20 protein-coding genes and 2 pseudogenes are annotated in these 18,916 nt (G+C 67.8%); 11 read left to right on the top strand and 11 right to left on the bottom strand.

Annotated elements, in window-relative coordinates:
* Window positions 1-115 precede the first annotated feature (115 nt).
* The 6 genes and pseudogenes from acs to JCM7685_RS18730 all read left to right on the top strand — a co-directional run bounded on the left by acs (window position 116) and on the right by JCM7685_RS18730 (window position 6,947).
* Complete coding sequence (gene acs, locus JCM7685_RS18755; RefSeq protein ID WP_100526158.1) at window positions 116-2,071, top strand: acetate--CoA ligase; 1,956 nt, start codon at window positions 116-118, stop codon at window positions 2,069-2,071.
* 196 nt (window positions 2,072-2,267) lie between these two features.
* The gene (locus JCM7685_RS18750) at window positions 2,268-2,576 is read left to right on the top strand and encodes a DUF485 domain-containing protein (RefSeq protein ID WP_074969240.1); all 309 of its coding nucleotides are present in this window, start codon (window positions 2,268-2,270) and stop codon (window positions 2,574-2,576) included.
* Window positions 2,573-4,291 (top strand): cation acetate symporter, encoded by a 1,719-nt coding sequence (locus JCM7685_RS18745; RefSeq protein WP_074969242.1) that lies wholly within the window; start codon window positions 2,573-2,575, stop codon window positions 4,289-4,291. Before JCM7685_RS18750 ends, JCM7685_RS18745 begins: the two co-directional genes overlap by 4 nt.
* Before the next feature lie 100 nt (window positions 4,292-4,391).
* Window positions 4,392-4,778: a response regulator transcription factor gene (locus JCM7685_RS18740; protein ID WP_074969244.1), complete on the top strand. Its 387-nt coding sequence runs from the start codon at window positions 4,392-4,394 to the stop codon at window positions 4,776-4,778.
* Window positions 4,779-4,884: 106 nt separating this feature from the next.
* A pseudogene (locus tag JCM7685_RS18735) lies at window positions 4,885-5,805 on the top strand (bifunctional enoyl-CoA hydratase/phosphate acetyltransferase); the annotation flags it as partial.
* Window positions 5,802-6,947 carry an acetate/propionate family kinase gene (locus JCM7685_RS18730; RefSeq protein WP_074969248.1) on the top strand — a complete coding sequence of 382 codons (1,146 nt, stop codon included), beginning with the start codon at window positions 5,802-5,804 and terminating at the stop codon, window positions 6,945-6,947. The pseudogene JCM7685_RS18735 and the gene JCM7685_RS18730, both read left to right, overlap by 4 nt.
* Window positions 6,948-7,687: 740 nt before the next feature.
* On the opposite strand, the gene tnpC is transcribed toward JCM7685_RS18730, so the two are convergent.
* The 6 genes and pseudogenes from tnpC to JCM7685_RS18695 form a co-directional block, all read right to left on the bottom strand.
* Window positions 7,688-9,187, bottom strand: coding sequence for an IS66 family transposase (tnpC, locus tag JCM7685_RS18720; protein WP_100526070.1), 1,500 nt, complete (start codon window positions 9,185-9,187; stop codon window positions 7,688-7,690).
* Between the two features lie 59 nt (window positions 9,188-9,246).
* A complete protein-coding gene (gene tnpB / locus JCM7685_RS18715; protein ID WP_074969706.1) occupies window positions 9,247-9,594 on the bottom strand; it encodes an IS66 family insertion sequence element accessory protein TnpB in 348 nt (115 codons plus the stop codon).
* On the bottom strand, window positions 9,591-9,971 hold the full coding sequence (tnpA, locus tag JCM7685_RS18710) for an IS66-like element accessory protein TnpA (protein WP_231964622.1): 381 nt from the start codon (window positions 9,969-9,971) through the stop codon (window positions 9,591-9,593). The genes tnpB and tnpA overlap by 4 nt, the downstream gene beginning before the upstream one ends.
* Before the next feature lie 98 nt (window positions 9,972-10,069).
* Window positions 10,070-10,994 (bottom strand): annotated as a pseudogene (locus JCM7685_RS18705) (IS5 family transposase).
* Window positions 10,995-11,190: 196 nt separating this feature from the next.
* Window positions 11,191-12,024 (bottom strand): non-homologous end joining protein Ku, encoded by an 834-nt coding sequence (gene ku, locus JCM7685_RS18700; protein ID WP_074967234.1) that lies wholly within the window; start codon window positions 12,022-12,024, stop codon window positions 11,191-11,193.
* 229 nt (window positions 12,025-12,253) lie between these two features.
* A complete protein-coding gene (locus tag JCM7685_RS18695; RefSeq protein ID WP_074967232.1) occupies window positions 12,254-13,060 on the bottom strand; it encodes a photosystem reaction center protein H in 807 nt (268 codons plus the stop codon).
* 141 nt (window positions 13,061-13,201) lie between these two features.
* On the opposite strand from JCM7685_RS18695, the gene JCM7685_RS18690 reads away from it, so the two are divergent.
* From JCM7685_RS18690 to JCM7685_RS18680, 3 genes are read left to right on the top strand one after another with little or no spacing between them, the layout of a single operon-like run.
* Window positions 13,202-13,498: a PRC-barrel domain-containing protein gene (locus JCM7685_RS18690; RefSeq protein WP_074967230.1), complete on the top strand. Its 297-nt coding sequence runs from the start codon at window positions 13,202-13,204 to the stop codon at window positions 13,496-13,498.
* A gap of 56 nt (window positions 13,499-13,554) precedes the next feature.
* Window positions 13,555-13,761, top strand: a complete 207-nt coding sequence (locus JCM7685_RS18685; protein ID WP_074967228.1) for a hypothetical protein — start codon at window positions 13,555-13,557, stop codon at window positions 13,759-13,761.
* 27 nt (window positions 13,762-13,788) lie between these two features.
* Window positions 13,789-13,971 carry a DUF3008 family protein gene (locus JCM7685_RS18680; protein WP_074967226.1) on the top strand — a complete coding sequence of 61 codons (183 nt, stop codon included), beginning with the start codon at window positions 13,789-13,791 and terminating at the stop codon, window positions 13,969-13,971.
* Between the two features lie 46 nt (window positions 13,972-14,017).
* Here JCM7685_RS18680 and JCM7685_RS18675 read toward each other — a convergent pair whose 3' ends face one another.
* The 3 genes from JCM7685_RS18675 to JCM7685_RS18665 are packed head-to-tail and all read right to left on the bottom strand — an operon-like array spanning window position 14,018 to window position 15,833.
* Window positions 14,018-14,257 carry a hypothetical protein gene (locus tag JCM7685_RS18675; protein WP_074967224.1) on the bottom strand — a complete coding sequence of 80 codons (240 nt, stop codon included), beginning with the start codon at window positions 14,255-14,257 and terminating at the stop codon, window positions 14,018-14,020.
* 11 nt (window positions 14,258-14,268) lie between these two features.
* Entirely contained in the window at window positions 14,269-15,126 is an 858-nt protein-coding gene (locus tag JCM7685_RS18670) for a glucose 1-dehydrogenase (RefSeq protein WP_074967223.1), read from the bottom strand.
* Window positions 15,123-15,833: a hypothetical protein gene (locus tag JCM7685_RS18665; RefSeq protein WP_231964742.1), complete on the bottom strand. Its 711-nt coding sequence runs from the start codon at window positions 15,831-15,833 to the stop codon at window positions 15,123-15,125. Before JCM7685_RS18665 ends, JCM7685_RS18670 begins: the two co-directional genes overlap by 4 nt.
* Before the next feature lie 143 nt (window positions 15,834-15,976).
* On the opposite strand from JCM7685_RS18665, the gene JCM7685_RS18660 reads away from it, so the two are divergent.
* Window positions 15,977-16,468 carry a YciE/YciF ferroxidase family protein gene (locus JCM7685_RS18660; RefSeq protein ID WP_074967221.1) on the top strand — a complete coding sequence of 164 codons (492 nt, stop codon included), beginning with the start codon at window positions 15,977-15,979 and terminating at the stop codon, window positions 16,466-16,468.
* Between the two features lie 69 nt (window positions 16,469-16,537).
* Here the strand turns inward: JCM7685_RS18660 and JCM7685_RS18655 are convergent, their stop codons facing one another.
* Both JCM7685_RS18655 and JCM7685_RS19955 read right to left on the bottom strand, forming a co-directional pair.
* A complete protein-coding gene (locus tag JCM7685_RS18655) occupies window positions 16,538-17,011 on the bottom strand; it encodes a sigma-70 family RNA polymerase sigma factor (protein WP_083412677.1) in 474 nt (157 codons plus the stop codon).
* Between the two features lie 95 nt (window positions 17,012-17,106).
* Complete coding sequence (locus JCM7685_RS19955) at window positions 17,107-17,280, bottom strand: hypothetical protein (protein WP_170848916.1); 174 nt, start codon at window positions 17,278-17,280, stop codon at window positions 17,107-17,109.
* A 279-nt stretch (window positions 17,281-17,559) separates the two neighbouring features.
* On the opposite strand from JCM7685_RS19955, the gene JCM7685_RS18650 reads away from it, so the two are divergent.
* Entirely contained in the window at window positions 17,560-18,900 is a 1,341-nt protein-coding gene (locus tag JCM7685_RS18650; RefSeq protein ID WP_100526157.1) for a hypothetical protein, read from the top strand.
* The last annotated feature ends 16 nt before the right edge of the window (window positions 18,901-18,916 follow it).

Below are 18,916 nucleotides of genomic sequence, written 5' to 3'. Positions count from 1 at the left end.
AAATGAAAACTCATATTAACATTCCATCCCATCGGAATGCCGAAGCCCGGCCACAGCACCAGAGGAGGGTGCGGCCGCGCGGAACCAGCCGCATCGCCAGAAGAGGAGGCCCGTCATGTCTGTTGAAAATGTTGCGAAACATCCCATTCCGCCCGGTTTCGAGGATGCTCTTCTTCTGCCCGACGGCTACGCGAAGATGTATGCCGAATCGGTTTCCGACCCCGAGGGGTTCTGGCGCCGCGAAGGTCGGCGGCTGGACTGGATCCAGCCCTACAGCAAGGTGAAGGACACCGATTTCACCCTGGGCAAGGTCTCGATCAAGTGGTTCGAGGACGGGGTGCTGAACGTATCGGTCAACTGCGTCGACCGCCATCTGGCGACCCGCGCCGACCAGACCGCGATCATCTTCGAGCCCGACGACCCCAAGACCCCGGCCCGCCACATCACCTATGCCGAGCTGTCGGAAAAGGTGAACCGCTTCGCCAACGTGCTGCTGAGCCAGGGCGTGATGCGCGGCGACCGGGTGGTGATCTATCTGCCGATGATCCCCGAGGCGGCCTATGCGATGCTGGCCTGCGCCCGGATCGGCGCCATCCATTCGATCGTCTTCGCCGGCTTCTCGCCCGATGCGCTGGCGAACCGCATCAACGATTCCGGCGCCAAGCTGGTGATCACCGCCGACACCGCCCCGCGCGGCGGCCGGCGCACGGCGCTGAAGTCGAACACCGACGCGGCGCTTCTGCATTGCTCGGACCGGGTGCGCTGCCTGGTGGTCAAGCACACCGGCGACCAGACCACCTGGATCGACGGCCGCGACGTGGACGTTCTGGCGCTGATGGAGCAGGTCAGCCCGCATTGCCCGCCGCGCCCGATGGGGGCCGAGGACCCGCTGTTCATCCTTTACACCTCGGGCTCGACCGGCAAGCCGAAAGGCGTGGTGCATACCTCCGGCGGCTATCTGGTCTATGCGGCGATGACGCATCAATACGTCTTCGACTACAAGGACGGCGACGTGTTCTGGTGCACGGCCGACGTGGGCTGGGTCACCGGCCACAGCTATATCGTCTATGGCCCGCTGGCCAACGGCGCCACCACGATCATGTTCGAGGGCGTGCCGACCTGGCCCGACGCCGGCCGCTTCTGGGAGGTCTGCGCCAAGCACAAGGTCACCCAGTTCTATACCGCGCCCACCGCCATCCGCTCGCTGATGGGGCAGGGGCCGGAATGGGTCGAGAAGCACGACCTGTCCAGCCTGCGCGTGCTGGGCTCGGTCGGCGAGCCGATCAACCCCGAGGCCTGGAACTGGTACGACAAGCACGTCGGCCAGGGCCGCTGCCCCATCGTCGACACCTGGTGGCAGACCGAGACAGGCGGCCACATGATCACCTCGATTCCCGGCGCCATCGAGACCAAGGCCGGCTCGGCCACGCTGCCCTTCTTCGGGGTGCGCCCGGCGATCCTGGACGCCTCGACCGGGGTGGTGCAGCAGGGCGACCCGGCCGAGGGGGTACTCTGCATCTCGGACAGCTGGCCGGGGCAGATGCGCACGCTCTGGGGCGACCACCAGCGCTTCGAAGAGGCCTATTTCCAGCAATATCCGGGCTATTACTTCACCGGCGACGGCTGCCGCCGGGACGAGGACGGCTATTACTGGATCACCGGCCGCGTGGACGACGTCATCAACGTCTCGGGCCACCGCATGGGCACGGCCGAGGTGGAATCGGCCCTGGTCGCGCATCAGAAGGTCGCCGAGGCCGCCGTGGTCGGCTATCCGCACCCGCTGAAGGGGCAGGGCATCTATGCCTATGTCACGCTGATGAACGGGGTCGAGCCCACCGACGCGCTGCGCAAGGAGCTGGAAACCTGGGTCCGCACCGAGATCGGACCCATCGCCAAGCCCGACCTGATCCAATGGGCGCCGGGCCTGCCCAAGACCCGCTCGGGCAAGATCATGCGCCGCATCCTGCGCAAGATCGCCGAGGACGATTTCGGCGCCCTGGGCGACACCTCGACCCTCGCCGATCCCGGCGTCGTGGACGAGCTCATCGAAAACCGGATGAACCGGGCCTGACGCGGGATCCGGCGCTTCGGCGCCGGGCCCTGCCTGTCCAAGACCGCGGGCGGCGTCGCCCGCGGGCCGGTCGCGGCTTGCCCGGAGAAGGCTGCCGGCGCCGCGACACCCATGCAAGTCAAGGAACGGCTCACCGCGCGGAGGAGGACCGCCCGGCCGACCCGATCGCAGCAGTGCAGTGGAGGAACTCACGAAAATGGAACAGAACCTGGCAGATCGGATCGCCGCGGATCCGAATTATCAGCTGCTGAAATCGACAAGATCGCGCTTCGGCTGGATCCTGACCATCGCCATGCTGGTGGTCTATTACGGCTATATCCTGCTGATCGCCTTCGACAAGGAGGCCCTGGCGGCGCGCATCGGCGACGGCGTGATGACCTGGGGCATCCCCCTGGGCTTCGGCGTCATCATCTTCACCATCGTCGTCACCGGCATCTACGTGCGCCGCGCCAACAGCCAGTTCGACGACCTGAGCGAAAAGATCAAGCGGGAGGCGCTGAAATGAGCCGCATCACCGAACGCCTTGCCGCCGCTGCCGCGATGGCGCTGGTTCCGGGCCTGGCCCTGGCCGACGCCATCCAGGGCGGAGGCGAGAAGCAGGCCACCAACTGGACCGCGATCATCATGTTCGCGGGTTTCGTGGTGCTGACGCTGTTTATTACCAAATGGGCCGCCGCGAAAACCAAGTCGGCGGCGGATTTCTATACCGCCGGCGGCGGCATCTCGGGCTTCCAGAACGGGCTCGCCATCGCGGGCGACTATATGTCCGCGGCCTCGTTTCTGGGGATTTCGGCCGCGGTGATGACCTCGGGCTATGACGGGCTGATCTATTCCATCGGCTTCCTGGTCGGCTGGCCGATCCTGACCTTCCTGATGGCGGAACGCCTGCGCAACCTCGGCAAGTTCACCTTTGCCGACGTGGCCGCCTTCCGCTTCGCCCAGACGCCGGTGCGGATCTTTGCCGCCTCGGGCACGCTGGTCGTGGTCGCTTTCTACCTGATCGCGCAGATGGTCGGCGCCGGCTCGCTGATCGAGCTGCTCTTCGGCCTCGACTACTGGATCGCCGTGGTCATCGTCGGCGCGCTGATGATGGTCTATGTGCTCTTCGGCGGCATGACCGCGACGACCTGGGTGCAGATCATCAAGGCCTGCCTGCTCTTGGGCGGCGCCTCGTTCATGTCCTTCATGGTGCTGTGGAAATACGGCTTCTCGCCCGAGGCCATGTTTGCCGACGCCGTGCGCGTCAAGACCGAGCTGGCCGCGGCCACGCCCGACACCACGCCCGAGGCGGCGGCCGCCGCCGGCCAGTCGATCATGGGCCCGGGCACCTTCATCAAGGACCCGATCTCGGCCATCAGCTTCGGCATGGCGCTGATGTTCGGCACCGCGGGCCTTCCGCATATCCTGATGCGCTTCTTCACCGTCCCCAGCGCCAAGGAAGCGCGCAAGTCGGTGATGTGGGCGACCGGCTGGATCGGCTATTTCTATCTTCTGACCTTCATCATCGGCTTCGGCGCCATCACCTTCGTGCTGACCAACCCCGACTTCCTGGGCGCGGACGGCAAGCTGATGGGCGGCAACAACATGGCGGCCGTGCATCTGGCCCATGCGGTCGGCGGCAACGTCTTCCTGGGCTTCATCTCGGCCGTGGCCTTCGCCACCATCCTGGCGGTGGTCGCCGGCCTGACGCTCTCGGGCGCCTCGGCGGTCAGCCACGACCTCTATGCGACCGTGATCAAGAAGGGCAACCCGGAACCGGGCAGCGAGCTGCGGGTGTCGCGCATGACCACCATCGCGCTTGGCATCGTCGCGGTGGTGCTGGGCATCGCCTTCAAGAACCAGAACATCGCCTTCATGGTGTCGCTGGCCTTCGCCGTCGCCGCCTCGGCCAACTTCCCGGTGCTTTTCATGTCCGTGCTGTGGAAGGATTGCACCACCCGCGGCGCCGTGATCGGCGGCTTCCTGGGGCTGGTCTCCTCGGTGGTGCTGACGGTGCTGTCGCCCTCGGTGTGGGAAGCGACGCTGGGCAATCCCGTCGGCTCGGCGCCCTTCCCCTATACCTCGCCGGCGCTGTTCTCGATGACGCTCGCCTTCCTCGGCATCTGGCTGTTCTCGATCACCGATAAGGGCCAGCGGGCACGCATCGACCGCGCGGGCTTCCCGGCCCAGCAGGTGCGCTCGGAAACCGGGATCGGCGCGTCTGAGGCCTCGTCGCACTGAGGGTCCCCGGCCGGGGCGGCAGGTCCGCCCCGACCGCTTCGCAAGACGGCGGCGTGCCTTCCCGGCGCGCCGCTTTTCCGGCCCTGATCGCGAGGACAGGATGACGGCTGACTTGCACAGGCAAACCGTCCTGGTTGTCGAGGACGAGGACAGCATCGCGCTGGCCATCGAATTCGTGCTGGCCCGGCAGGGCTATGCGCATGAGCGCGTCGCCCGGGGCCGCGAGGCCATCGCCCGCATCCGCGCGCTGCATCCCGACCTGGTGCTGCTCGACATCATGCTGCCCGACATCTCGGGCTACGAGATCATCGAGGCGATGCGCGCCGACCCCGCGCTGAAGGGCGTGCGCGTGCTGATGATGACCGCCCGCGGCTCGGTGGTCGAGCGCCGCAAGGGGCTGGAACTGGGCGCCGACGGTTTCATCGCCAAGCCCTTCGAACTGGCCGAACTGCGTGCCGAGATGGCGCGGCTGCTGGAGCTGGGCTGATGCGACGAAACGCGCCGGAACCACGGGTTGCGGCGGCGCCGGGTTTCTCTATCGTCCGGGGCCGATACGCCCCTCGGGGTGCCGAACACAGGGGGGACGCATGACCGACCAGTATCAGGCCCTGATCGACCGCTGCGCCGGCCTGCCGCCGCTGCGCACCGCCGTCGTCCACCCGGTGCAGCGAAGCGTTTTCGATGCGGTGGACGATGCCGTCGCCGCCGGGCTGATCCAGCCGGTGCTGATCGGCCCCGCCGCGCGCATCCGTGCCGCCCTGGCCGAGGCCGGCCATCCCCCCGACCGCTACGAGACCGTGGACACCGAGCACAGCCATGCCGCCGCCGCGGCCGCCGCGCAGATGGCCGCGGCCGGGCAGGTCGGCGCGATCATGAAGGGCTCGCTGCATTCGGACGAGCTGCTGGCCGCGGTGATCCATCCGCAATGCGGGCTGCGGACCGAACGCCGCATCAGCCATGCCTTCCTGATGCTCAGCAAGGACTATCCGCGCCCCTTCATCATCACAGACGCCGCGGTCAACATCGCCCCCGACCTTGCGATCAAGGCCGACATCCTGCGCAATGCCATCGGGCTGTGGCGGGTGCTTTGGGGACCTGCGCGGCCCAATGTCGCCATCCTGGCCGCGGTCGAGACGGTCAATCCGCAGATGCAGGCGACGCTGGACGCGGCGGCGCTGTGCAAGATGGCCGACCGCGGCCAGATCGCCGACGCGGTGCTGGACGGTCCCCTGGCCTTCGACAATGCGATCAGCCTGGCGGCGGCGCAGGAAAAGGGCATCGTCTCGCCGGTGGCCGGGCAGGTCGACATCCTGCTGGTGCCCGATATCGAATCCGGCAACATGCTGGCCAAGCAGCTGATCTTCCTGGGCGGCGCCGATGCGGCGGGCATCGTCCTGGGCGCGCGGGTGCCGGTCATGCTGACCAGCCGCGCCGATTCCCTGCGGGCGCGGCGGCTGTCCTGCGCCCTGGCGGTGCTGGTCGCCGATGCCCGCGCCCGGGGGGTGCTGAAATGATCCCGACCATCCTGACGCTGAACGCCGGCTCGTCCAGCCTGAAGTTCCGGGTCTTTGCCCGCGACGGGCTGGCGCTGCTGGCCCGCGGCGCCGTCAGCCGCATCGGCGGCGCGGCCGAACTGACGGCGACGCTGACCGGCGCGCCCCAGACGCGGAGGGCGCTGCCGCCGGGCGCGGACCATGCCGCCGCCCTCCAGGCGCTGCTGGATTTCATCGATGCCCATGACGACGGCTGGAGCATGCAGGCGGTGGCGCATCGCATCGTCCATGGCGGGACCGAATACGACCGCGCCACCCTGGTGACGCCGCAGGTGCTGGAGGATCTGCGGACGCTGATCCCGCTGGCGCCGCTGCACCAGCCGCATGGGCTGGCCGCCATCGCCGCCTCGCGCCGGCTGGTGGGGGACGTGCCGGACGTGGTCTGCTTCGACACCGCCTTCCATGTCGGGCGCGACCCGCTGTTCACGCATTTCGCACTGCCGCCCGAATATCACGACCGCGGCGTGCGCCGCTACGGCTTCCACGGGCTCTCCTATCAATGGCTGTCGCAGGTGCTGGCCGAGCAGCACCCCGACCTGCACCGGGGCCGCGTCGTCGCCGCGCATCTGGGCAACGGCGCCAGCCTTTGCGCCATGCGGGCCGGGCGCAGCGTCGACACCACAATGGGCATGACGGCGGTAGACGGGGTGCCGATGGGCACGCGCTCGGGCGCCGTCGATCCCGGGGCCATCCTGCTTCTGCAGCGCAGCTTCGGCATGGCCCCGGAAGAGATCGAGGACCTGATCTACAACCGCTCCGGCCTGATGGGCCTGTCGGGCCGGTCGAACGACGTGGCGGCGCTGCTTGCGGACGGCACCGAGGCATCGCGCTTCGCGCTGGACTTCTTCGCGATGAAATGCGCCCAGGCCGCGGCGGCGCTGGCGGTGTCGCTGGGCGGCATCGACGCCATGGTCTTCACCGGCGGCATCGGCGAGAACGCGACCCCCGTGCGCGCGGCGATCCTGCGCCGCATGGCGCCGCTGGGCCGGTTCCGCACCCTGGTCATCCCCGCCAACGAGGAATGCATGATGGCGCAACAGGCCATCGCCCTGATCGAGCCTGGCGGCCCGAAGCCCACCGCCGCTCAGTGCTGCGGCACATAGCAGCGGGGCAGGTCCGGAGTTCGGGTGCGCGCGACCCGTGGCTGGCGGTGTCACCCGACGAGGCGAGAGCTAGCGCGTCCGGGGCGGTCACCCGTCGCGCCATTCGGCGGACGCGAGCCAGGCTTCGGGCGGAAGGCACGGACCGCCGGTGGCTTTCGGCCCTGCCGGACCGGCTGCCGGCGCCAGAGCCCGTCGGTGCTGTGCCCGCCCCGGGTCTGCAGGCAGATCAGTTTCGCCCGATCAGGTAATAGCCCCTAAAACCGAGGCCCAAATCGCTGCCCGGTCGATTGTACCAGGACCAGCATCGGTAGTCGCAGGTTCTGCATCACCAGCCGGGAACAGAGAGTGTATCCTTTCGTTACCAATGAATGGTGTCAGATTATTCGGCTCGGCGAAATCAACCTGTGCCGCCAGAAGTGGGACGCGGGCCAGTCCGTCTCCCTGCCCGCGATGGCCGCGATGGCCAGCGGCATGCCGTTTAGGCGATAGCCGGGCATGGCTGCCGCGGCTGGGCGGGAGACGGGCGATTGTCTCGATCGTTGTCTTGGCGCCGTCGCGATGGCTATGTTCCATCCCGAGGTTGCGGTGATGCAGAAGACCGTGTGCCCAGGCGCAACCAAAGGAGGATCAACGCATTGCTAGGGGTGAAGCGGGATGAGCAGAGGTGTTGAACGGCATCATCTGGCGGTTGCGAACGGGGGCGCCCTGGGCTGACATTCCGTAAGCGTTTGGGCTGACCGCTACCCGTTCCAGCGCCAGGGCAGCAGGTCGTCGACCTTGGTGATCTTGTAGTCCGGGATGCGGGCTAGGGTGTCGGCGAGCCAGGCGTGGGGATTGACGGCGTTGAGTTTGGCGGTTTCGATCAGGGTGTAGGTGATGGCGGCGGCCTTGCCGCCTGCTTCGGAGCCGACGAAGAGGTAGTTCTTCCGGCCGAGGGCGATGGCACGCATGCCGCGTTCGGCGGTGTTGTTGTCCAGTTCCAGGATGCCGTGGTCGAGGTAGGGGCGCAGGCGCTCCATGCGGGTCAGGGCATAGCGGATGGCGACTGCCAGTGGGGATTTTCCAGAGATGGTCGTGAGTTGCATGGCCAGCCAGGCTTCGAGGCCGTCGAAGACCGGGGCGGCATGCGTGCGACGTAGATCGGCGCGACGATCAGGTGGCGATCCTCGGGCCTCCTTCTCGACGGCGTAGAGTTGGGCGATCCGGCCGATGGCCTCTTCTGCGATCGGGGAGCCTTGCGACCGATGGATGTCGACGAACTTGCGCCGGACATGGGCCATGCAGGCGACCTCGCGGATCGCGCCGGAGCGGTAGAGATCTTCGAACCCGGCATAGCCATCGGCGTGCATCCAGCCGCGGAAGCGTGCGAGATGGTCCTTCGGGTGCTGGCCCTTGCGGTCGCCGGAGAACCGATACCAGGCGGCGGGCGGGGCGGTGCCACCCCATGGTCGTTCGTCGCGGGCATAGGTCCAGAGCCGGGCGGTCTGTGTCTTGCCGGTGCCGGGAGCGAGCATGCTGACGGACGTGTCATCGGTGAAGATCGCCTCGGCCGACAGGACATGGCGGCCGATGGCATCGGCCAGCGGTTCCAGCAGGGCGGTGCTCTTGCCAACCCAGTCGGCCAGGGTCGAGCGGTCGAGGTCGAGCCCCTCACGGTCGAAGATCTGGCTCTGGCGATAGAGGGGCAGATGGTCGGCATATTTGCTGACCAGCACATGAGCGAGCAAACCCGGCCCCGGACGGCCGCGCTCGATGGGGCGCGAGGGCAGCGCGGCCTGGACGAGGCGTTCACAGCAGGCACAGGTCAGGCGAGGCCGCACGATCCGGTTCACGATGAACCGCCCCGGCACATATTCCAGCTCCTCCGTCATATCCTCGCCGATCCGGCGCAGACGCCCGCCGCACTCGGCACAGGCATCGGCGCCGGGTGTCAATTCCACTTCCATGCGCGGGATGTGATCCGGGATCGGGCGGCGCTTGGGTTTGTCCTTCTCCTCGATGTCGGGCAGCTTCATGCGCGCCGTCATCGCGGCGGCGGCGATCTCGCTGGTCTCGAGCGCCAATCGCAGCTGCTCGGCGGCCTCGGACGACGCCCCGAACCGGTGCGCCCGGTGCCCGGCCAACTGGTGCCGGAGCTTCTCGATCAGGATCGCCTGCGCCTTCACCTCGGCCAGCAGCCGCGCGGTGAAACTGCGCAGTTCTTCGCGGTCCTCCGGCAAGGTCAAGGTCTGACTGAGCATGCCGGGAGTTTATCTTATTGGATTTCTTGTGGGAATCCTATCCTCTCCGGAGCGGCGGATTATCCCGCCGCCAAGGGCCGCCAGGTCCGTTCCGGAGCGCGCCAGTCGATCCCTTCCAGGAGCATCGACAACTGCGCCGGCGTCAGCGCCACCTTGCCCTCCTTCGCCGAGGGCCAGACGAACCGACCACGCTCCAAGCGCTTCATGAACATGCAGGCCCCTTGCCCATCCCACCAGATCACCTTCACGAGATCTCCACGTCGGCCCCGGAACACGAACAGATGCCCGGCGAACTGGTCCTGCTTCAGCACCGTCTCGGCCTGCGCGGCCAAGGCTGCAAAGCCCTTGCTCATGTCGGCCACCCCGGCCGCCAGCCAGACCCGCGTGTTGGCGGGAACCGGGATCACGCCGTCAGGCTCCGGATCAGCCGCGCCAGCGCCTCGGGATCATAGCTGCCGCTGATCCGCATCCGGTGTCCGCCAGCCAGTTCGATCTCGATATGGTTCGCCGCGAAAGGCGTTGTCGCGGGCGCCTTCGCCTCAGCGACGATCTCCACAGGCAGAAAGCGCATCCCCTCGGGCTGGGACGGAACCGACGCTGGCTCCGGCGTATAGCGCGGATCGCGCAACCACTTGAACACCATGTTCGCGTTGACCGCGTAGCGCCGCGCAACCTGAGCTACCGAAACGCCCGGCGCAGCCGTCTGGAAACAGATCGACCGCTTCTCCTCGTCCGTCCAAAGCCGCTTCGTCCTGCGAACCAAAATCTGCCCCGGAGTGTTCACTATCAATAGCGGACACTATCCGTCACTCTCGTCCCGCGGCAGGGGACTCTGTTGCACCAAAGAGTTGATGGCCGGATTTCCCCCTTCCCCGGACAGATCTATCCCACGGCCTCTGTGACGGGGGTGCCAAGCGCGGTGTAACGGTTCAGAATAGCGATACGGACCTGAAGCTCGGCGACCTGTCGGTCAAAGTCCCGTGCCATGAGGCGCTGACCCAGCAGTTTCACACAGTGCATCTTCGTCTCGACGCGGCTTCGGGGGTGGTATCCACTCCATCGTCGCCAGAGGGCACGACCGAGGTATTTCGATGCCCGCAGAGCCTCGTTTCGTGCGCCCGCGCCGGCGGCGACTGTCTTCCAGGGTTTGGCGTTCTTGCGGGGCGGAATGACAGCGTCGGCGCCGCGGTCAGCGATGGCATCGTGGCATTTGCGGGTGTCGTAGGCGCCGTCTGCTGTGACGCGGCCGATCTGCTCGTGCGCCGGGATCTGTTTGAGCAGGTCGGGTAACACCGGCGCATCGCCGATGTGGCTCCCTGTGATCTCCACCGCCCGAACCTCCAGCGTTTCCTCATCAATCCCCAGATGGATCTTGCGCCAGACGCGCCGTTTCGGGCCGCCATGCTTGCGGGCGTGCCACTCGCCTTCGCCCTCGACCTTGATGCCAGTGCTGTCGATCAGCAGGTGCAGCGGCCCCGCGATACGGTATGTTCACAGCCAGGGTCTTCTGGCGACGGGACAGGGTGCTGAAGTCAGGCACCGTCCAGTCGAGACCAACCAACTGCAGCAGGCTCTCGACGAAACCAGTCGTCTGCCTGAGCGCCATGCCGAAGAGCACCTTCATCGAAAGACACGTCTGAATGGCGGCATCGCTGTAGGTCTGCTGGCGGCCACGCCTGCCTGTCGGCGCGGCATCCCAGCTCATCTCGGGGTCGAACCAGATCGTCAGCGAACCCCGGCGCTTGAGCGCTTCATTGTAGGCTGGCCAGTTCCGGGTTCTGTATGTCGGGGATGCGGGTCGGCTCATGCAGACCAGCTACCGTACGGGTTTCATCAGATGAATCCATGACAGGATTTGTGCAACAGAGCCCCTGTCCCCCGTCCTCAACCGGATATTCCCGCATTATTCAAAACAGATGTCCCCTAACACTGGGGAAACCCGTCCGTGGGTCGATCCTGAGAGCTCCTGGCGGAGCAAAGATTGCGGAAAGGCTCGCGGGAGCTTAGCCGCTCTTGCGCTGGCGGGACGCGGGCTTTTTCCGCGGCGCCGGTTTCGACTTGGCGGCCACGCCCGCGCTTTCGCGCAGCGCCGCCATCAGGTCCACGACATTCTCGCGCCGAGCCTGCTTCTTCGGTGCGATGCGGCGGCCCTCGAGCTTGGCCTTGACCAGTTCGGCCAGCGACGCGTCGTAGCGGTCGTCGAAACCGGCGATGTCGAATTCGCCCGCCTTGGTCGCGATGATGTGCTCGGCCAACTCCAGCATCTCGCCCTTGATCTTGGTAGCGGGGATGTCGCGAAAGGCCTCGGCGGCCGGGCGCACCTCATAGTCGAAGTTCAGCGTGGTGGCGATCATGCCGGACCCGTGGGCACGGATCAGCACCGTCCGCACGCGTCGGAACAGCACCGCCTGCGCCAGGGCCGCGACCTTGCTGCGCCGCATGCCCTCGCGGATCAGGGCGAAGGCCTCTTGGGCGGTCGGGTCGGCGGGGGTCAGATAGTAGGGGCGGTCGAAATAGACGTCGTCGATGTCCTTGCAGGCGACGAAACTGGCGACCGCCAGGGTCTTGTCGCTTTCTGGCACGGCGGCGGCGATCTCCTCGGGCTCCAGGATCAGGTAGTCGCCGTCGCCGACCTCGTAGCCCTTGACCTGATCCTCCTTCTCGACCGGCTTGCCGGTGGCGGCGTCCACGAATTGCCGGCGTACCCGGTGGCCGGTGGCGCGGTTCAGCGTATGGAAGGCGATCCGTTCCGAGGTCGAGGCCGCGGTGTGCAGCGCCACCGGGCAACTGACCTCGGCGATCTTCAGCAGGCCTTTCCAGATCGCCCGAGGGGCCATGGCGCGAGTCCTTCATCCCCGGAATGTGTCCCAACGCCCCGCGACGGCGCGGGTTCCGGGCCCGCCCGTCCGGTGCGGGCGCCTGGCCGCCGGTTCGGCACCGCGACGCCGAACCGCCAACCTCCGGAACAGATGTCGGCCGGGTGCCGGACCGACAATCCAGGGGTTCCGCGGCGGATCGTCCGCGCGCGGTTCCTGACGATGCGGGCGGCGGTGGCCCGCAGCAGCGTTACTGAACGGCGGGAGCGGGGCCGTCCTCGTCGAATTCGGGCAGCGCCTCGACCTGCTGCTTGGTCCAGGGCAGGTAGATGCGCAGATCGGTATCCTTGCGATAGACCACGAGATCGTCGACCGGCACCGCCACGCGGTGTTTGCCGATGCCCAGGAAGCCGCCCACGTCGATGATGGCGTGGCTGATCTCGGTCCCGGCCATGCCGCCGGCCGGCTGCGTGTCGGTCGCCGATTGCGCCGGCGGGGTGGTGGCGTCGGTGGGCGTCACCGTGGTCGCGTCCGAGCCGACATTGTCGATGCGGTCGTTCTCGCCGGTGTCGGTGCCGCTGGCGACATTGTCGGATTCGGAATCGGTGGCGGGGGCGCTGGCCTGCGGGCTGGCGGTGCTGCTGTCGACCGTGCCCATGGTATCCGGAGCCGTCGCGCTGGGGGTCGCGGTATCGCCCGCGGTCGACCCGGCGCTGGTGGCGGCGGCCGGCGCCGTCTCGGGCGCGGTGCCGCCGGGGGCCGGGGCGGCGTCCGCGTCCTGCATCGAGGTGGTGCCGTTGGCAAAGACCAGCCCATGCACCGTGCCGATATCGTCGCCGCTGGCGTCGTAGACGGTGGTGCCTTCCAGGTTCTCGGTGGTCAGCGTCACCTCGCCTTCGACATAGCCGTCGGGCGGGGCGATGGTCGGCACCGGCGCCTCCGCGGTCGCGGCGCTGTCCTGCGGGGCCGGCGTGGGGTCGGTCTGGGTCTGCTGGGCCTGGGCGGCGCCCACGCTCAGCGCGGCGGCAAGCGCGGTGGTGACGAACAGATGTTTCATCCTTTCCTCCTCTGGATGCGGTGACGGGGCTGGTGAACCGGCCGCGGCTGGAAATGTTCCCGCCCTCACGGCGGGTTCATGGAACAAATCGGCCCCATGCCTGTTGGAACCACCCCGATACCATCGAGAGGAGAGACCGGAATGGACCACACCACCCATACCCGCCTGCGCGAGGACGAGCTGACCGAGGCCGTCCTGACCGGGGCCACCGTCTTTGGCCCCGATGACGAAAGGATCGGCCATGTCGCCCATGTCCACGGCAGCGGAACCGAGGCGCAGGTCGTGATCGACGTCGGCGGCTTCCTGGGGATCGGCGCCAAGCCCGTCGCCGTCCCCGCGCGGGACCTGGATTTCATGCGCGACGCCAGCAACAGCGTGCATGCTGTCAGCAACTGGACCAAGGACGCGCTGAAAGAGATGCCCGAGCACCGGGATTAGGGCCCCGGCCGCCGGCCCGCACCCCGGACCGGCCCCACCATCAGGAGGATGTCACCATGGGCGAGAAATTCGACCCCAAGGCCGAGAACGAGAAGTTAAACGTCGAGCAGAAGGCGCAGGAGCACAAGATGGGCAATGCCGATCCGGTCCTGAACCCGCGGCAGATGCCGCGCTCGAACGAACCCAATGCCGGCCGCCAGAACCGCGAGGCGGGCGACCGCAAGGCCCGGCAGAACGACCGCGCAACCAACGGCGGCGAGTAAGCGTTCCGCCTGCAGGAGGATGACGACATGCCTGCCAAATCCAAGGCGCAGCAAAAGGCCGCCGGCGCGGCCCTGGCCGCCAAGCGCGGCGAGACCAGCAAGAGCGAGCTGCACGAGGCCTCGAAGCAGATGTACGAGTCGATGAGCGAGCGCGAGCTGGAGGAAATGGCCAGCACCAAGCGCAAGGGCAAGCCCGAGCACAAGGGCTGACGCCGCCAAAAAGGGTGGGGGCCGCGAAAGCCCCCGCCTTTTCGTTTCAGTAATTGGCCGGCGGGTCGCTGGCCGGGAAGGATTCGTCGCCCTGTTCGTCGACGATGTCCCATTGCCGCGGCGGGTCCTCCATCTGCCGGGGGCCGGCGGGGCGGATGTCCCGGCCGGGACTGCGGTCGGGGCCGTGGCCGGACCTGGCGGCCGGTCGGTTCAGCGCGTCGCAGAAGCCCTTCAGGGCAAAGCCGGCCGCGAGGCCGCAGAAAAATGCGAGGTGACGGGTCTTCATGTTTCCCTCCTTCAGATCATCGGCGCGCCGCCGGTGACGGCGATGGTGGCGCCCGAGACATAGCTCGACATCGGCTCGGCCAGCATGACATAGGCCGAGGCCAGCTCGACCGGCTGCGCCGGCCGCTTCATCGGATAGTTCTGGCCGAACTTCGCCACCTCGTCGGGCGACATGCTGGCCGGGATCAGCGGCGTCCAGACCGGCCCCGGCGCCACCGCGTTGACCCGGATGCCGCGTTCGGCCAGCATCTGCGCCAGTCCGGTGGTGAAGTTCTGGATCGCGCCCTTGGTGGTGGCATAGGCCAGCAGCTTGGGATTGGGCTTGTCGGCGTTGATCGAGGCCGTGTTGATGATCGCCGATCCTTCCGGCATATGCGGCACCGCCGCCTTGGTCAGGTGGAACATCGCGTCGATATTGACCGCGAAGGTGCGGCGCCATTCCTCGTCCGGGATCTGCTCGATGCTGTCGAACAGCGCCTGATGCGCGGCGTTGTTGACCAGGATGTCGATGCGGCCGAAGCGTTCGACCACCTCGGCGACCAGCTTGCGGCAATGGGCCGGGTCGGCGATGTCGCCGGGCAGGGACAGGCATTCGCGGCCGGCGTTTCGCACCAGTTCGGCGGTGCTGGCGGCATCGGCGGTCTCGTTCAGCCAGGACAGCGCCAAGTCGGCGCCCTCGCGGGCATAGGCGATGGCCACGGCGCGGCCGATGCCGCTGTCGCCGCCGGTGATCAGCGCGACCTTGCCTTGCAGCCGGCCGGCGCCCTTCCAGCTGTCCTCGCCGTGGTCGGGGCGCGGGTCCATCTTCTGAAAGCTGCCGGGCAGGGATTGTTCCTGTTTCGGAAAGGGCGGCTTCGGGTAATCGGTCATCGGTCGGGCCTTTCGTCGGTTTCGGGATCGCCGGGCTGCTTCATGCCGTTGCCCAGCCGGTTCGGGTCCTCGGTCACCACATCCGCCGGGTCGATGCGTTGCTGGCGCTGGTCCAGCACATGCGGCGCCGGGTGCCGCAGCTGCTCGACGGGCGAGGGCGGCGGCTCGAGCCGCGGCGCCGCCGTGCCGGTGTTCGGCGCGGTGCGAGGACGCGGTGCCGCATCGACCCGATCGCGGCCAAGGGCGGCGGCCGCCATCAGCCCCAGTGCCATGCCCACGCCCATCGCCGCCAGCCCGGCCGCCACACCCAGAGGCGGCAGCACCAGCTCCCAGCCCGGGCTCAGCCGTGCGGGCAGCAGGCCGTAATCGACCAGGCCGGCCATGGTGGCGGTGCCCAGCCCGGCGATCCAGGCCAAGCCGCTGCCGCCGCGGGGTGCGCGGCGGATCAGCAGCACCGCCACCGCCGACCAGAAGAAACAGGCGGCGACATGGATCGCCGCGCCCAGCCCGGTATGGCCGAGATCCAGCGCCGTCCGCGTCACCTCGGGACCATAAAGGGCATGGGTGGTGGCGTTCAGCGGCGCCCAGGCCGGAAGGCCGCGGGCGGCGGCCAGCGCGCCCAGCACCAGCCCCGACAGCACGGTCGCAAAGGCGCCGGCCAGCGGCCAGCCCAGGTCGAAGCGGGCCATGGCGATGGGACGGGTCATGTCGGGTCCTCCTTTTCGCTTGAAGGGCGAACCGCCGGCAGCGCGCTTTGTTCCCGGGAACATTTGCCGGCGCTTGCGGTTCACCGCTCCCGCAACCCGATCCCGGCCGCCGAAGGCCGGCTCATCCCGGAAGGAGACCCCCGATGCCCGACAAGGTCCTCGACGATCTTTTCCACGACACGCTGAAAGACATCTACTATGCCGAGCGGCAGATCCTGAAGGCGCTGCCCAAGATGGCCCGCGGCGCCCAGTCCGAACGCCTGCGCGAGGCCTTCGAGACCCATCGCGACCAGACCCAGGGCCAGATCGAAAGGCTGCAGCAGGTGTTCGAGATCCTGGGCAAGCCCGCGCGCGGCAAGACCTGCCACGCCATCGACGGCATCATCGAAGAGGGCGAAGAGGTGATGGAGGCTTTCAAGGGCGCCCCGGCGCTGGACGCCGGCCTGATCGCCGCCGCCCAGGCAGTCGAGCATTACGAGATCGCCCGCTACGGCACGCTGCGGCAATGGGCCAAGCAGTTGGGCCTGAAAGAGGCGGTGGCGCTGCTCGAACAGACGCTGGAGGAGGAATCCTCGACCGACGAACTGCTGACCGACATCGCCGAGAGCGAAGCGAACGCCGAGGCCGCCGGCTGACTGGAAAGGCCCCGCCCGGTCCGGGCGGGGCCTTTCTCCCGTTGTCGCTGCGGTTGCGACCGTCCCGAGTCAGAAGGCCGGTTCCAGCACCTTGCGCAGCATGTTGCGGGCGCGGTTCACCCGGCTCTTGATGGTGCCGATGTCGCAGTCGAGAATTCGCGCCGCGTCCTGATAGCTTTCCCCCAGCGCCCCGACCAGGATGATCGCCTCGCGGTAATGCGCGGGCATCTCGGCCAGGGCGGCCTTCAGTTCGTTGGCCTGCAGGTGCCACTCCTGATCCGCCTTGACCTGCGGCACCAGCGAGGCGCAGTCCGCCGACCCGGTGCGCTCGCGCGCGGCCTTGTGGCAGTTGGTGAAGAAACGGTTGCGCATGATGGTAAAAAGCCAGGCGCGCATATTGGTGCCTGGCTGATAGCGATGGGCGTTTTCGATGGCGCGCAGCAAGGTTTCCTGAACCAAGTCCTCGGCATCCGGATGGGATTTGCACAAGGCACGCGCATAGGCTCGGAGCGCTGGAATGTGTCCGAGTATGTCGTCCGACATGACAGTCCTGCTCCCCCATGGCCGCTGCGGACTCAATGCCGGGCAGGAAAGAAGGTTCCGCGAAAATAATTCCGGCGGCGGAAAACGGAGCCGGCTCAGCGGGTCGGGCCGCTCCGGCGCTGCCGGGCATCGTCTAGCGCCGATTCCAGACGCTTCGCCAACTCGCGCAGGCGCGGCGAGATGGGCTCTTTTTCCGTCTGCGCCAGCAGCTCGGACAGTGCCTTGTCGAGCTCTGGATCGACAACCGGGCCGCTTTCGCTGTTGGCCATCAGGGACTCCTTTTCGTGGACTTGATATATCTTAATCGAACCGCGCGGATTGGCGAGTCTTGCCAACCGGAATATTCGGTCAGTGTTGCAGTCAATCCCGCTCACATTCGGGCGATGCCGGGATTTCGCGGCATTTCCAGCGATTTGTCCGCTTCGGACCGACGCCGCGGCGGCAGGGCGACGGGGCCGCAAGCGGGGATCCGCGCCGATGCGCGATCTTCTTCGGGAACATTCCATGCCGGCGCCGGTTCATCGGCCCCACAGCATGGAGGCAAGCTCATGGCGCGTGACACCGAACCATCGAGAAACAAGGCCCAGGACCAGGATGAGCCGGCCGATGCGGGCCAGCCGGAGGACGAGACGGTCGTGACCGGCACCGCTGCCGCCGCAGGGACCGGGCAGGACAAGACCGGGACCGAAGGCGACGGCTTTGCGCAATTGCGCGAGCATCACAAGGCCCTGCGGGCGCTTCTGGGGGAATGCGCGAACATCGCCGACGGCGATGCGGCCGAGAACCTGCTGCCGCGGCTGGCCGAGGCCTGGAGCAGACATGCCGAGGCGCATGGCCTGGTCCATGACGCCTCGGTGCAGGCCGGGCTGCAGGAATTCCCGCTGCTGGCCGAGATCGCCATCGACACCGACCTGGTGTCCTTCCTGCTCGGGCGGGCGGATCGGCACCTGGACGGGCCGCTGGAACTGGCGGCGCTGCGCGTCGCGGCCCGGCTGATCGGAGACATCATCGAACGCGAGGAGAAGCCGCGCAACGGCCTTTTCGCCAAGGCCAAGGCGGCCGGGGTGGAACCCGCCGCCCTGGGCAGGCGCATCCGCGCCTGCATGACGGCGCCGTCCGACCGGGACGGCGATGCAAGGCCGCAACTGCGGCACCTCATGGCAAATCAGGAGGAAATCATGCCGAGGAACTCGAACATGCCTGAACGCGACGAACGCGGACGTTTCGTCAGCGATGACGACGACAGTGGCCGCGGCGGCCGGGGGTCGGGTCGCTACGACGACGACCGCGACCGCGACAGCCGGGGTCGCTTCACCAGCAGCCGCGACGACGACCGCGGCAGCCGCTCGCGCTATGACGACGACCGCGACCGCGACAGCCGCGGCCGCTTCACCAGCGACCGCGACGACGACCGCTATGCCTCGCGCGGGCGCTCCTCGCGCCGGGATGACGACGATGATCGCCGCTATGCCTCGTCGCGCCGCGACGACGACGACCGCCGCAGCTATTCCTCGCGCGGCCGGGACGACGACTATTCCCGCGACCGCAGTCAGGGCGGCTGGTTCGGCGATTCCGAAGGTCACGCCGAGGCGGCACGCCGCGGCTGGGACCATCGCCGCGACGATGACGACGACCGCTATTCCTCGCGCGGGCGTTCCTCGCGCCGGGATGACGACGATGATCGCCGCTATGCCTCGTCGCGCCGCGACGACGACGACCGCCGCAGCTATTCCTCGCGCGACCGGGACGACGACTATTCCCGCGACCGCGGCCAGGGCGGCTGGTTCGGCGATTCCCGCGGCCATGCCGAGGCGGCGCGCCGCGGCTGGGATCACCGCCGCGACGATGACGACGACGACCGCCGTTACTCCTCGCGCGGGCGCCGTTGACGCCAGGTGACGAAAG

The organism is Paracoccus aminovorans, from assembly GCF_900005615.1.
GTDB lineage: Bacteria > Pseudomonadota > Alphaproteobacteria > Rhodobacterales > Rhodobacteraceae > Paracoccus > Paracoccus aminovorans.
Note: the sequence above shows the minus strand (reverse complement) of the source record. Positions and strands in the feature narration are given on the sequence as shown.

What these genes read in the sequence shown, in the direction of transcription:
- JCM7685_RS18670 (WP_074967223.1), bottom strand. Translation starts at nt 15,126, where the DNA reads ATGACCGATTACCCGAAGCCGCCCTTTCCGAAACAGGAACAATCCCTG.
- JCM7685_RS18685 (WP_074967228.1), top strand. Translation starts at nt 13,555, where the DNA reads ATGGGCGAGAAATTCGACCCCAAGGCCGAGAACGAGAAGTTAAACGTC.
- JCM7685_RS18655 (WP_083412677.1), bottom strand. Translation starts at nt 17,011, where the DNA reads ATGTCGGACGACATACTCGGACACATTCCAGCGCTCCGAGCCTATGCG.
- JCM7685_RS18680 (WP_074967226.1), top strand. Translation starts at nt 13,789, where the DNA reads ATGCCTGCCAAATCCAAGGCGCAGCAAAAGGCCGCCGGCGCGGCCCTG.
- JCM7685_RS18750 (WP_074969240.1), top strand. Translation starts at nt 2,268, where the DNA reads ATGGAACAGAACCTGGCAGATCGGATCGCCGCGGATCCGAATTATCAG.
- JCM7685_RS18660 (WP_074967221.1), top strand. Translation starts at nt 15,977, where the DNA reads ATGCCCGACAAGGTCCTCGACGATCTTTTCCACGACACGCTGAAAGAC.
- JCM7685_RS18695 (WP_074967232.1), bottom strand. Translation starts at nt 13,060, where the DNA reads ATGAAACATCTGTTCGTCACCACCGCGCTTGCCGCCGCGCTGAGCGTG.
- JCM7685_RS18730 (WP_074969248.1), top strand. Translation starts at nt 5,802, where the DNA reads ATGATCCCGACCATCCTGACGCTGAACGCCGGCTCGTCCAGCCTGAAG.
- JCM7685_RS18740 (WP_074969244.1), top strand. Translation starts at nt 4,392, where the DNA reads ATGACGGCTGACTTGCACAGGCAAACCGTCCTGGTTGTCGAGGACGAG.
- ku (WP_074967234.1), bottom strand. Translation starts at nt 12,024, where the DNA reads ATGGCCCCTCGGGCGATCTGGAAAGGCCTGCTGAAGATCGCCGAGGTC.
- JCM7685_RS18745 (WP_074969242.1), top strand. Translation starts at nt 2,573, where the DNA reads ATGAGCCGCATCACCGAACGCCTTGCCGCCGCTGCCGCGATGGCGCTG.
- tnpC (WP_100526070.1), bottom strand. Translation starts at nt 9,187, where the DNA reads ATGCTCAGTCAGACCTTGACCTTGCCGGAGGACCGCGAAGAACTGCGC.
- JCM7685_RS18665 (WP_231964742.1), bottom strand. Translation starts at nt 15,833, where the DNA reads ATGACCCGTCCCATCGCCATGGCCCGCTTCGACCTGGGCTGGCCGCTG.
- JCM7685_RS19955 (WP_170848916.1), bottom strand. Translation starts at nt 17,280, where the DNA reads ATGGCCAACAGCGAAAGCGGCCCGGTTGTCGATCCAGAGCTCGACAAG.
- acs (WP_100526158.1), top strand. Translation starts at nt 116, where the DNA reads ATGTCTGTTGAAAATGTTGCGAAACATCCCATTCCGCCCGGTTTCGAG.
- JCM7685_RS18650 (WP_100526157.1), top strand. Translation starts at nt 17,560, where the DNA reads ATGGCGCGTGACACCGAACCATCGAGAAACAAGGCCCAGGACCAGGAT.
- JCM7685_RS18690 (WP_074967230.1), top strand. Translation starts at nt 13,202, where the DNA reads ATGGACCACACCACCCATACCCGCCTGCGCGAGGACGAGCTGACCGAG.
- JCM7685_RS18675 (WP_074967224.1), bottom strand. Translation starts at nt 14,257, where the DNA reads ATGAAGACCCGTCACCTCGCATTTTTCTGCGGCCTCGCGGCCGGCTTT.